Here is a 13,106-nt window from a genome sequence, read left to right on the forward strand (position 1 = left end):
CATGCCCCACCCTTGCGGTCCTTCCTCGTGACCTACCCGCACGACCAGCGGTCGTGATCTACTGACCCCTGTCCTGACGGAAACGCACGCGTGGTCTCCAGCTGGATCCTGCTGCTGGTCTCGGTTGCCTATGCCGCGCTGCTGTTCGGCGTGGCGTGGTGGGGCGACCGTCGGCCGATGTACCCCGACCGGCCGTGGCTGCGGCCGGTGGTCTACAGCCTGGCACTGGCCGTGTACTGCTCGTCGTGGACCTTCTACGGCGCGGTCGGCACCGCCGTGCGTAACGGCGTGGGCTACCTGCCCATCTACATCGGCCCGCTGCTGCTGCTGCTGTTCGGCTGGCGCATCATCGAGCGCCTGGCGCTGATCGCGCGCAGCCAGAACGTGGTCTCCATCGCCGACTTCATCTCCTCGCGCTTCGGTCGCTCGCGGCGGCTGGCGGCGCTGGTGGCGATCATCGCGCTGATCGGCATCATTCCGTACCTGGCGCTGCAGTACAAAGCGGTGGCGATGAGCCTGCAGGTGCTGACCGGCAACACCGGCCCGACCGGCTTCTTCACCGATCCCGCGCTGTACGTGGCGCTGCTGATGGCGCTGTTCGCCACCCTGTTCGGTACCCGCCAGGTCGATGCCACCGAACACCACCACGGCATGATGCTGGCCATCGCCTTCGAATCGGTGATCAAGCTGCTGGCGATGCTGGCCGTGGGCGTGTTCGCCTACCTGTGGCTGAGCAACCGCACCGACGCGGTGGTCGAGTCGGTGCATACGCTGTTCACCGGCCTGCCGCCGGTGGGCTTCATCTCGCAGACGCTGCTCAGTTTCCTGGCCATCATCTGCCTGCCGCGCCAGTTCCACGTGGCCGTGGTCGAGTGCGGCGATGTGCGCGACGTGCGCCGCGCGCGCTGGATGTTCGGCGGCTACCTGGTACTGATCTCGGGCATGGTGCTGCCGATCGCCACCGCCGGCGTGACCCTGTTCGGCACCGGCGGCAGCGTCGCCGACGACTCGATGGTGCTGGCCCTGCCGCTGGCCGAGGGCCGCAATGCGCTGGCGCTGATCGCCTACGTGGGCGGCTTTTCGGCGGCCACCGGCATGGTCATCGTGTCGTCCATCGCGCTGGCTACCATGGTCAGCAACGACCTGGTGATGCCGGTGCTGCTGCGTCGGAGCGGTGACCACCAGGAGGCCGCCGACGTCGCTTCGCGCGTGCTGTGGATCCGCCGCCTGGCGATCCTGCTGCTGGCGCTGATGGCCTACAGCTACTACCGCACCAGCAGCAATGACAGCACGCTGGCCTCGTACGGCCTGATGGCGTTCGCAGCGGTGGCGCAGTTCGCGCCCGGCCTGATCGGCGGCCTGTACTGGCGCGGTGCCAGCCGGCGTGGCGTCGAGGTGGGCATGCTGCTCGGCTTCGCCACCTGGCTGTACACCCTGCTGTTGCCGGCGATGACCATGGCCGGCTGGGTCGATGCCGCCTGGGTGCAGCACGGCCCGTTCGGCATTGAGTGGCTGCGCCCGCAGCAGCTGTTCGGCATGACCGGCTGGGATCCGCTGACCCATGGCACGTTCTGGTCGCTGCTGGTCAATGCGGCGACGATGATGCTGGTGTCCGCACGCTGGCGACCCGGCGTCGACGAGCGCCTGCGCGCTGCCCCCTTCCTCGACCCGTATGCCGAACGCCCGTCGGTGGCCGGCGGCTGGCCCGGCCACGTGCACGTGGGCGACCTGCTGGCACTGGCCTCGCGCGTGGTCGGCGAGCGCCACGCGCGGCGTTCGTTCTTCGAGCAGGCGCAGTCGCTGGGCCGCGAGCTGCAATCCTCGGCGCCTGCGGACCGGCCGTGGGTACAGTTCACCGAGCGTCTGTTGGCGGCCTCGATCGGCGCGGCATCGGCGCGCCTGCTGCTGACCAGCCTGCTGCGTGGCTCGGGCATGGACCTGGGCGAAGTGGTGGCGGTGCTGGACGAAGCGGGGCAGGAGCTGCGCTTCAACCGCGAGATCCTGTCGACCACGCTGGAGAACATCAGCGCCGGGGTCAGCGTGGTTGATCCGGACATGCGCCTGACCGCATGGAACCGCCGCTACCAGGACATGTTCGGCTACCCCGACGGCATGCTCTACGTGGGCCGCCCGGTGGCCGACCTGATCCGCTACAACGCCGAGCGCGGCGAGCTGGGCGAGGGCGATATCGAAGTGCAGATCAACCGCCGCATCGGCTACATGCGCGCCGGCTCACCGCACGTGTTCGAGCGCACCCGCAGCGACGGCAAGGTGATCGAGATGCGCGGCCAGGCGCTGCCCGGCGGCGGTTACGTGACCAGCTACAACGACATCACCGACTACAAGCACGCGGAAAAAGCACTGCTGGAGGCCAACGAGACGCTGGAACAGCGCGTGGCCGAGCGCTCGCACGAGGCCGAGGTCGCGCAGCAGTCGAAGACCCGCTTCCTGGCGGCGATCAGCCATGACGTGCTGCAGCCGTTGAACGCCGCACGGCTGTTTGCTTCGGCGCTGCGCGACAGCGACCATGTGAGCGACGAGCAGAAGCACCTGGCCGAGCGCGTGGATGCGTCGCTGCGTGCTGCCGAAGAACTGCTTGATGGCCTGCTGGACGTGTCGCGGCTGGATGCCGGTGGCCTGCACCCGGTGATCGGCGAGTTCGACGTGAGCGCGCTGATGCGCGAACTGGCCGCGCAGTACACGCCGGTCGCCGCCGGCCGTGGCCTGCGCCTGGACCTGTTCACGCGTCCGGCCTGGGTGCGCAGTGATCGCCGCCTGCTGCGCCGCGTGCTGCAGAACTTCCTGGCCAATGCGCTGCGCTACACCCGCCAGGGCCGCATCGTGCTGGCGGTGCGCCAGCGTGGCAACGAAGTGGAGCTGCAGGTATGGGATACCGGCCCGGGCATTCCCGAGCACCACATGCGGCAGATCTTCGACGAGTTCCACCGCTACCAGCAGCCGTTCGATTGGGGCGAACAAGGGTTGGGCCTGGGCCTGTCGATCTGCCAGCGCATCTCCCGCCTGCTTGACCATCGCCTCAATGCGCGCAGCCGGGTTGGCAAGGGCTCGATGTTCTCGATCATCCTGCCGCGGGTGGCGCCGCTGCCGGGCTATACCGAACTGGCCGCGCCGGTACAGGCCGCAGCCGCGCCGCTGCGCAGCGATTCGCTGGCGGGCCTGCGCGTGCTGTGCGTAGACAACGACGAAGAGATCCTCGACGGCATGCGCGCGCTGCTCGGTCGCTGGCAGGTGCAGGTGATTACGGCATCGACGGTGGATCAGGCGCTGGAGAAAGTGGCCGAGCGGCCGCAGGTGATGCTGGTGGACTACCACCTGCACGACCGCATGGACGGCCTGGATGCGCTGGTGGCGCTGCGTGAAGCCGCCGGTTACCCGCTGCCGGGTGCGTTGTTGACCGCCGATGGCCGCGACGAACTGAAGCGGATGGCACGCGAACGCGGCTACCGCGTGCTGACCAAGCCGATCAAGCCAGCCTCGCTGCGCGCCTTCCTGGGCGCGCTGCGCGATGCCGGCAATAGCGATGCCTGATCGGCAATTGTAGAGCCGAGCCCGTGCTCGGCTCCCGAACGCATGGCGGCGCCGATATAGCCATCGCTATACAAACCAGCCCTGCCTGCGCGTTTCGCTGGAAATGCGCCACGTGCGGATCGCGATGCTAAGCTTCGCGTCCCCTTGGGGAGTAGCCGGATTCCTTCGCAGGAATCGTCCACGTCAACATACTCGGCCAGTGCGCCGTGGCGTGGACAACCATGATGGTTGGCGAGACCAGCGGCCCGCGCGCGCAACGTCAGGTTGGGCGCGAGCGCAGGCCGTGCGTCCGTCCCAGCCCGACCTCAGCCACCGCCCATGTCCCCCATTTCGATCCTCCTGATCGGCTTTGCCATGTCCACCGATGCCTTCGCCGCTGCAATCGGCAAGGGTGCGGCCATGCGCAAGCCGGTGTTCCGCGATGCATTGCGTGCCGGCATCATCTTCGGCGTCATCGAGGCGATCACGCCCATCATCGGCTGGCTGCTCGGTCGGGCTGCCCTGCAATACGTCGAAGCCTTCGACCACTGGATCGCCTTCGGCCTGCTCGGCGCACTGGGCATCCACATGATCTACAACGGCCTGCGCCCCGACAGTGCTGAGGACGACGAAGATCCGTCGCAACACCACGGCTTCTGGAAGCTGGCGCTGACCGGTTTCGCCACCAGCATCGACGCGATGGCGGTGGGCATCGGCCTGGCCTTCATGGATGTACATATCGGCGTGATGGCCGCGGTCATCGGCCTGTGCACGCTGACCATGGTCACCGTCGGCATCATGCTCGGCCGCGTGCTGGGCAGCATGGTCGGCAAGCGTGCGGAGATCATCGGTGGCGTGATCCTGGTGATCATCGGCGCAACGATCCTGTACGAACACCTGCACGGCGTGGGGTAACGCCCGCCCCTGTAGAGCCGAGCCCATGCTCGGCTGCTTCACATGGCAGCCGAGCGTGGGCTCGGCTCTACATTGGAGCATTCGCCGACATGCAGCACGGCATTTCGCTGATGGAGAGGCTGTCATGCGTGCCATAGCCTCTTCGCATGGCCAGTCCCGCACTCCGCTTTGGTCGCTGGTCGCAGACCGGCAATGTCTACGCGATCACGGCTGTGACACGCGCACGCCGTCCCTGGTTCGACGACAAGGCCAATGTCGATCTGCTGATCGAAGCGCTGCGCACCGTAGAGCGGACGCGGCGGACCTCCTCCCTCGCCTGGGTGATCATGCCGGATCACCTGCATTGGTTGGTCGAGTTGCGTACCGGAACGCTGGCCGGCTGCATGCAGATCCTGAAGTCCCGGAGTGGAAGATCCATCGCCAGGCGCGTTGATGCGAACGCACCGATCTGGCAGGCGGGGTTCTACGATCATGCGCTGCGCAGTGACGAATGCCTGCGCACGCAGGCGATGTACATTGCAGCCAATCCAGTGCGTGCTGGGCTGGCCACGCGCATCGGGGAATACCCCTATGTATGGAGTCGATGGCGGCTTTGGGGGTAATCGGTATTGAGGCCAAGAGCAGCCGAGCATGGGCTCGGCTCTACAGGGGCATCATGAAGGCTGCGGAGCCGAGCACATGCTCGGCTCCGCAGTCCGTTACGATCAATCTTCTTCCGGCGGCAGCACGATGGCGTCGTCGTCGATCGCCAGCTTGCCGGCCATCAGCACGGCCTGGGTGCGGTTGGTCACGCCCAGCTTGCGCAGGATGGCGGTGACGTGGGCCTTGATCGTCGCTTCGGAGACGTTGAGGTCGTAGGCGATCTGCTTGTTCAAGCGGCCCGCGCCCAGCATCTGCAGCACGCGGAACTGCTGTGGGGTCAGTTCGCGCAGGCGCTGGCCGACTTCGCGTTCTTCGCTGCCGGTGGGCGGCACGTTGTGCGCTTCCGGCGGTGCCCAGGTCTCGCCATCGAGGATGGTGCCCAGTGCGTGGCCGATGGTGTCCGAGTCCGCAGACTTCGGAATGAAGCCCAGCGCGCCGTGGTCGAGCGCGCGGCGCATCACCGTGGCTTCTTCGCGTGCGGACACCACCACCACCGGCAGGTGCGGGTGCAGCGAGCGCATGTGCACCAGCGCGTTGAAACCCTGCGCACCGGGCATGTTGAGGTCCATCAGGACCAGGTCGGCGTCATTGTGCTGGTCGGCCAGTGCATACAGCGCTTCCACGCTGTCGGCCTCGAACAACTGCACGCCGGGGATGACCCGCTGCACGGCCCCGCGCAGGGCTTCGCGGAACAGCGGGTGGTCATCGGCAATCAGGAGGGTGGTCATGGTCGGGGGGAACCGTGGGGGGAAACTGCATGGGGCCAGATCCTCCGGGGGGCTGAGCCCGTTCCTGGCGGAACGGGATCCAACCCCGGGATCCGGCCCCGGGCCGTACGTCAGCGCACCTTGCGCTCGTCCACCAGCGAGGCCACCACCGACGGGTCGGCCAGGGTCGAGGTATCGCCGAGCTGGTCCGGCGCGTTCTCGGCGATCTTGCGCAGGATGCGGCGCATGATCTTGCCCGAGCGGGTCTTCGGCAGGCCCGGCGCCCACTGCAGGTGGTCCGGCGTGGCGATCGGGCCGATCTCCTTGCGCACCCAGGCGACCAGTTCCTTCTGCAGCTCGTCGCTCGGCGCCTCTTCGGCCACCAGCGTCACGTAGGCGTAGATGCCCTGGCCCTTCACGTCGTGCGGGAAGCCGACCACGGCCGCTTCGGCCACCTTGGGGTGCGAGACCAGCGCGCTTTCCACTTCAGCGGTGCCGATGCGGTGGCCGGACACGTTGATCACGTCGTCGACGCGACCAGTGATCCAGTAGTAGCCGTCTTCGTCGCGGCGGCAACCGTCGCCGGTGAAGTAGCTGCCCGGGTAGGTGCGGAAATAGGTATCGATGAAACGCTGGTGGTCGCCGTACACCGTGCGCATCTGGCCCGGCCAGGAATCACGGATGATCAGGTTGCCCTCGGTCGGGCCGTCCTGGATCTCGCCATCGGCATTGACCAGCGCCGGCTGCACGCCGAAGAAGGGCAGGGTGGCCGACCCCGGCTTGAGGTCCATCGCGCCGGCCAGCGGCGAGATCAGGATGCCGCCGGTCTCGGTCTGCCACCAGGTATCGACGATCGGGCAGCGGCTGTCGCCGACCACTTCGTAGTACCAGCGCCAGGCTTCCGGATTGATCGGCTCGCCGACGCTGCCGAGCAGGCGCAGCGACGTGCGCGACGTCTTCTTCACCGGCTCCTCGCCTTCGCGCATCAGCGCACGGATGGCGGTCGGGGCGGTGTAGAAGATGGTCACCTTGTGCTTGTCGATGACGTTCCAGAAACGTGAGGTGTCCGGGTAGTTCGGCACGCCTTCGAACATCAGCGAGGTCGCGCCGTTGGCCAGCGGCCCGTACACGATGTAGCTGTGGCCGGTGACCCAGCCGACATCGGCGGTGCACCAGTAGACGTCGTCTTCGCGCAGGTCGAACACCGCTTCATGGGTGTAGGCCGCGTACAGCAGGTAACCGCCGGTGGTGTGCAGCACGCCCTTGGGCTTGCCGGTGGAACCGGAGGTGTAGAGGATGAACAGCGGGTCTTCCGCGTTCATGCGTTCCGGTTCGCAGGTGGACGGCTGGCTGTCCACCACATCGTGGAACCAGCGGTCGCGCGGGGCCTGCATGTCCACCGCGCCGCCGGTGTGGCGCACCACCAGCACGGTTTCAACCGTATTCGTGCCCGGCAGCTTCAGCGCGGCATCAACGTTGGCCTTCAGCGGAATCCTGCGGCCACCGCGCAGGCCCTCGTCGGCGGTGATGATCAGCTTGCTCTGGCAGTCGCTGACGCGGTCGGCGATCGAATTCGGCGCGAAGCCACCGAACACCACCGAGTGGATCGCACCGATGCGCGCACAGGCCAGCATGGCCACCGCGGCGTCGACGATCATCGGCAGGTAGATGGTGACGCGGTCGCCCTTCTTGACGCCGAGGTTGCGCAGCGCGTTGCCGAGGCGGCAGGTGCGCTCGTACAGCTCGCGATAGGTCACGTGCTGGGCCGGTGCATCCGGGCCGTCCGGCTCGAACAGCAGGGCGGTCTTGTCGCCGCGCGTTTCCAGCTGGCGATCCAGGCAGTTCACGCTGGCATTGAGCTCGCCATCTTCGAACCACTTGATGTGGAAGTCGGACAGGTCATAGCTGACGTTCTTGATCTTCGTCGGCTTGCGCATCCATTGCAGGCGCTCGGCGGCCTTGCCCCAGAAACCATCCGGGTCGGTCACCGACGCCTGGTACTGCTGTTCGTACGACGTCTTGTCGATGCGTGCCTTGGCGGCGAACTGCGGATCGACGGGGTAGATATCAGCCATGGCACCCTCACTTGCACGTTGACTTTGTATGTGCGGTCGCAGCATCGCAACGACCGATCCCCCTCAGTTTGCCCCATCCACCCCCGGCCGCGTCACCACCCTGGTTAGACCATGGTCGAAAGTGAGCGCCCAGCAGGGCCGGGTTCGACCAATGGCCAATAGCCGCTGTGCGCGAACGCCCCGCAGTCTCGGCTCGACCGTGCCCCACGCGCGGCATCACCTTGCCACTTGGGAGAGAGGGCAACATGAGCCACCGTACGTTGAAAGCCGTGCGCACACCTTTGGCGGCCTGCCTGTTGGTCGCCCTGGTCGCACCGGGCATGGCGTTCGCAGAGACCGCCAAAGAGAAGGCACTGGAAGCACGCGTTGCCGAACTGGAGCGCCAGGTCCAGCTGCTGCTGTCTTCGCAGCAACAACAACAGACCCAGATCAGCCAGACCCAGCAGGCGGTGACCGAAGTGCGCACGGTGCAGGCCGGGCAGAAGCCGGTCGCCTCGGTGCCGGCGGGCAAGCAGCCGATCCAGGTCACCACCATCACCCCGGGCGCCGCGCCGGGCACCACGGTCAAGATCGGTGGCTTCATCAAGGCCGACTTCCTGGCCACCCAGACCAGCGATGGCCAGCTGGCCGACGACGCCACCGGCCGTTCGCTGTACCTGCCGGGCCAGACCCCGGTGGAAGGCGCCGGCGGCAGCGGCAAGCGTTCGGGCACCGACTTCAACGCCCACGCCAAGTTCTCGCGCTTCAACCTGGGCATCGACAACGTGAGCGAATCGGGCAACAAGGCCGGTGCGTTCTTCGAGATGGACTTCTTCGGCAACTCGCTGGGCAACCAGACCGCCACCAATACCTATGGCGTGACCCTGCGCCACGCCTACATGTACTGGAACAACTGGATGGCCGGCCAGACCTGGTCCAACTTCATGGACGCGGCCGCGCTGCCGGAGGCGGTCGACTTCGTCGGCCCCACCGACGGCGTGATCTTCGTGCGCCAGGCCCAGGTGCGCTACACCCAGGGCGGCTTCAGCGTCGCACTGGAAAACCCGGAAACCACCACCCTCACCGGTACCCGCAACCCGGTCACCGGGGCCTGGACCAACGCCAGCGCCAACTCCGACCGTGGCAGCCTGCCCGACCTGACCATGCGTTATGGCTGGAAGGGCGACTGGGGCACCTTTGGTGTCGGTGGCATCGTCCGCCAGTTGAAGGTGGACAACCAGGCCACCGGCGCGAAGGCCGACAAGGTGGCTGGCGGCCTGACCCTGGGCGGCAAGTGGGTGATGGGTGGCAGCGATTCGCTGCACTACCAGCTGACCGGCGGCGAAGGCATCGCCCGCTACATCGGCCTGGGCATCACCGCCGACAGCGCCTACGACGTGGCCCGCGACGAGCTCAACCCGACCGGCGTGCTGGCCGGCTACGTGGGCTGGCGGCATGCGTTCTCGCCGAAGCTGCGCACCAACCTGATCTACGCGCGCAGCGACTACGACAACGACAGCATCCTCGGCCCGCTGGTGACCAAGAGCGTGCAGAGCATCCGCGGCAACATCTTCTATTCGCCGCTGCCCAAGGTCGATATCGGCGCCGAGCTGATGTACGGCCGCCGCGAAGTGGAGAACGGCAACAAGGGTGACATCACCCGGTTGCAGTTCACCACGAAGTACAGCTTCTAAGAGCGTGCCGGCCAGCGGCCGGCACCTACCGAGATGGGGTGCCGGCCAAGGTCGGCACCTACCGAGATGGGGCGCCGGCCAAGGTCGGCACCTACCGAGATGGGGCGCCGACCAAGGTTGGCACCTACCGAATTGAGTGCCGGCCAACGGTCGGCACCCACCCACAACGATTGCTTCGGAGGGGAAGCGTCTTATGTCCAGCACTGCACCAGGCCCGCACCATGCGGCGGGCACCCTGACCAAGGGCCACAAGAAAGTCATCTTCGCCTCGAGCCTCGGCACGGTCTTCGAGTGGTATGACTTCTTCCTGTACGGCTCGCTCGCGGCCATCATCGCCAAGCAGTTCTTCAGTGGCGTCAATGAAACCACGGGCATGATCTTCGCCCTGCTGGCGTTCGCTGCCGGCTTCTTCGTGCGTCCGTTCGGCGCGGCCTTCTTCGGCAGCCTCGGCGACCGCATCGGCCGCAAGTACACCTTCCTGGTCACCATCCTGATCATGGGCATCTCGACCTTCCTGGTCGGCGTGCTGCCCAACTACGCCTCGATCGGTTTCGCCGCACCGGTGATCCTGATCATCCTGCGCCTGGCCCAGGGCCTGGCGATGGGCGGCGAGTACGGCGGTGCCGCCACCTACGTGGCCGAGCACGCGCCGGACGACAAGCGCGGCCTGTACACCAGCTTCATCCAGTGCACCGCCACGCTCGGCCTGTTCCTGTCGCTACTGATCATCCTGGCCTGCCGCATGACGCTGGGCAACGAGGCCTTCGAAGCCTGGGGCTGGCGCATCCCGTTCCTGGTCTCGATCCTGCTGCTGGGCATTTCGGTATGGATCCGCCTGCAGCTGAGCGAATCGCCGCTGTTCCAGCAGATGAAGGCTGAAGGCAAGGGCTCCAAGACCCCGTTCCGCGACAGCCTGAAGGGTGGCAACCTGAAGCTGATGCTGCTGGTCCTGCTCGGTGCGGCGGCTGGCCAGGCGGTGGTCTGGTACGGCGGCCAGTTCTACGCGCTGTTCTTCCTCAGCAGCATGCTGAAGGTCGATGCCACCACCTCCTACCTGCTGATCGCCGCTGCGCTGGCACTGGGCACGCCGTTCTTCATCTTCTTCGGCTGGCTGTCCGACCGCATCGGTCGCAAGAAGATCATCCTGGCCGGCTGCCTGCTGGCGGCCATCACCTACATCCCGATCTTCAAGGGCCTGACCCACTTCGCCAATCCGGCCATCGAAGAAGCCCGCAGCAGCTCGCCGGCCCTGGTCGTGGCCGATCCGGCTACCTGCTCGTTCCAGTTCGATCCGGTCGGCCTGCGCAAGTTCACCAGCTCCTGCGACGTGGCCACCGCCGCGCTGACCAAGGCCGGTGTGCCGTACGACGTGCAGCCCGCCGCCGCCGGTTCGCTGGCGATGGTGAACGTGGGCAGCGCCAGCGTCACCTCGTATGAGGCCGCCGGCCTGACCAAGGAAGACGGCAAGGCCAAGGCCGATGCGTTCGGTGCGGAACTGAAGACCGCCCTGACCACCGCCGGCTACCCGGCCAAGGCCGATGGCGCCCGCATCAACATCGCCGGCACCATCTTCATGCTGTGGCTGCTGGTGCTGTACGTGACCATGGTCTATGGCCCGATCGCCGCCTACCTGGTCGAACTGTTCCCGACCCGCATCCGCTACACCTCGATGTCGCTGCCGTACCACATCGGCAACGGCTGGTTCGGTGGCTTCCTGCCGGCGATCTCGTTCGCGCTGGTGGCCGGTACCGGCAACCTGTACTACGGCCTGTGGTACCCGATCGCGATCGCACTGATGTCGGTGGTGATCGGCGGCCTGTTCCTGCGCGAAACCAAGAACGTGGATATCACCAAGTAACCGGTGGGTTCCATGCAGTGAAGGAAAGGCCGCGGTGCAGACCGCGGCCTTTCTGCTTGTGGGCCGTGCCCACTCGGCCCGCATCCGGTAGTGCCGGCCGCTGGCCGGCAACCTCCTGAATCGCCGCGGACATGAAGCCCTTGCCGGCCAGCGGCCGGCACTACCATTGCGTTGCGCAGCACCCCGTATAGTCGGCCCATGACCACCACCACGCCGGCAGACCTTCCCGCCCTCCTGCACACCCTGCGCAGCGCCTGGCAGGCCCAGCGCCCGACGCTCGACCAGCGCGAAGCCGACCTGCGCCGCCTGCGCGAGGCATTGAAGCCGCGCCTGGACGAAATGGCCCAGGCCATCGCCGAGGACTTCGGGCATCGCGCCCACGTTGAATCGAAACTGGCCGATGGCATGAGTGTGCTGTCGGCCATCGACCACCTGCGCCGCCACCTGCGGCGCTGGTCGAAGCCGCAGCGCGTATCGGCCGGCTGGAAGCTGTGGCCGGCGCGCGCGCAGCTGCGGCCGACGCCGCTGGGCGTGGTCGGGGTGATCTCACCGTGGAACTACCCGGTCACGCTGGCGCTGGTGCCGTTGGCCACCGCGATTGCCGCCGGCAACCACGTGCTGCTCAAGCCCTCCGAACACACGCCGCGCACCAGCGCGTTCCTGGCCGATCTGCTGGCCAGCGTGTTCCCGCCCGATCGGGTGGCGGTGGTGCAGGGTGGGGCGGATGTGGCCGCAGCGGTGTCGTCGCTGCCGCTGGACCATCTGCTGTTCACCGGCTCGACGGCGGTTGGCCGCAAGGTGATGGCCGCCGCCGCTGAGCATCTGGTACCGGTCACACTGGAGCTGGGCGGCAAGTCGCCGGCGATTGTCTGTCGCGATTTCCCGCTGGACAAAGCCGCTGCGCGGCTGGCCACCGGCAAGTGGTTCAACGCGGGCCAGACCTGCATCGCGCCGGATTACGTGCTGATCGATACCGTTCGCCAGCGCGAATTCGTACAGGCGCTGCAGCAGCAGGTGCGCGAGCGCTATGGCGACTTCAGCGATGCCGACGACTACACCCGCATCATCAATGAAGGTCAGTACCGGCGCCTGCAGGGCTATCTGGCACAGGCGCGGCAACGCGGGGTGCCGGTGATTCCGTTGGCGCAGGTGGATGACGCGCGCGCCGACCGCGAGCGCCTGCTGGTGCCGACCGTGGTGCTGGACCCGCCGGACGACCTGGACCTGATGCGCGAGGAGATCTTCGGCCCGATCCTTCCGGTGCGGGCCTACCCGGACCTGGAGGCGGCGCTGGCGGACGTGCTGTCCCGCGACCGGCCGCTGGCGCTGTATCCCTTCAGCCACGACCGCGCGGCGGTGGAGCGCATTCTCGGCCAGGTGGTGGCCGGCGGGGTTACGGTGAATGACACGCTGCTGCACTTCGCCGCCGATGGCCTGCCGTTTGGCGGGGTAGGGGCCAGCGGCATGGGCGCGTACCACGGCCGCGCCGGGTTCGATGCGATGAGCAAGCGGCTGCCGGTGCTGTGGCAGTCGCGCTGGGCGGCCAGCGACCGGCTGCGGCCGCCGTATTCGAGGATTGCGGGGTTGTTGAAGCTGCTGCTTCGGTAGTGCCGGCCGCTGGCTGGCAACTGCAGGGTCTTGCCGACGGTTCATGGGGTTGCCGGCCAGCGGCCGGCACTACCGGTGGGTGCAAGCCTTGGTTGGCACA

Annotated in this window: 8 protein-coding genes and 1 riboswitch; of the genes, 6 read left to right on the plus strand and 2 right to left on the minus strand. The window is 67.1% G+C overall.

The features are described 5' to 3' along the window. The first annotated feature begins 90 nt into the window (after nt 1-90). The 3 genes from AC5P7I_RS19060 to AC5P7I_RS19070 all read left to right on the plus strand — a co-directional run bounded on the left by AC5P7I_RS19060 (nt 91) and on the right by AC5P7I_RS19070 (nt 5,045). Entirely contained in the window at nt 91-3,549 is a 3,459-nt protein-coding gene (locus AC5P7I_RS19060; RefSeq protein WP_014648893.1) for a hybrid sensor histidine kinase/response regulator, read from the plus strand. Nucleotides 3,550-3,689: 140 nt separating this feature from the next. After that, nucleotides 3,690-3,779: riboswitch (yybP-ykoY riboswitch) on the plus strand. Between the two features lie 88 nt (nt 3,780-3,867). Then, the gene (locus tag AC5P7I_RS19065) at nt 3,868-4,443 is read left to right on the plus strand and encodes a manganese efflux pump MntP (RefSeq protein WP_032957840.1); all 576 of its coding nucleotides are present in this window, start codon (nt 3,868-3,870) and stop codon (nt 4,441-4,443) included. Nucleotides 4,444-4,589: 146 nt separating this feature from the next. Beyond that, complete coding sequence (locus tag AC5P7I_RS19070) at nt 4,590-5,045, plus strand: REP-associated tyrosine transposase (protein ID WP_262087743.1); 456 nt, start codon at nt 4,590-4,592, stop codon at nt 5,043-5,045. A gap of 102 nt (nt 5,046-5,147) precedes the next feature. Here AC5P7I_RS19070 and AC5P7I_RS19075 read toward each other — a convergent pair whose 3' ends face one another. Beyond that, nucleotides 5,148-5,813: a response regulator transcription factor gene (locus AC5P7I_RS19075; RefSeq protein WP_006477308.1), complete on the minus strand. Its 666-nt coding sequence runs from the start codon at nt 5,811-5,813 to the stop codon at nt 5,148-5,150. A gap of 110 nt (nt 5,814-5,923) precedes the next feature. Then, entirely contained in the window at nt 5,924-7,867 is a 1,944-nt protein-coding gene (gene acs, locus AC5P7I_RS19080) for an acetate--CoA ligase (RefSeq protein WP_164076980.1), read from the minus strand. Nucleotides 7,868-8,112: 245 nt separating this feature from the next. On the opposite strand from acs, the gene AC5P7I_RS19085 reads away from it, so the two are divergent. From AC5P7I_RS19085 to AC5P7I_RS19095, 3 genes are all read left to right on the plus strand, one after another. After that, the gene (locus AC5P7I_RS19085) at nt 8,113-9,540 is read left to right on the plus strand and encodes a DcaP family trimeric outer membrane transporter (protein ID WP_164076981.1); all 1,428 of its coding nucleotides are present in this window, start codon (nt 8,113-8,115) and stop codon (nt 9,538-9,540) included. A gap of 193 nt (nt 9,541-9,733) precedes the next feature. Then, nucleotides 9,734-11,398, plus strand: coding sequence for an MFS transporter (locus tag AC5P7I_RS19090; RefSeq protein ID WP_262087744.1), 1,665 nt, complete (start codon nt 9,734-9,736; stop codon nt 11,396-11,398). Nucleotides 11,399-11,596: 198 nt separating this feature from the next. Beyond that, nucleotides 11,597-13,006: a coniferyl aldehyde dehydrogenase gene (locus AC5P7I_RS19095; protein WP_262087745.1), complete on the plus strand. Its 1,410-nt coding sequence runs from the start codon at nt 11,597-11,599 to the stop codon at nt 13,004-13,006. Nucleotides 13,007-13,106: the final 100 nt, after the last annotated feature.

The sequence above is a fragment of the Stenotrophomonas sp. YJH_SMC_138 genome (genome assembly GCF_059369855.1).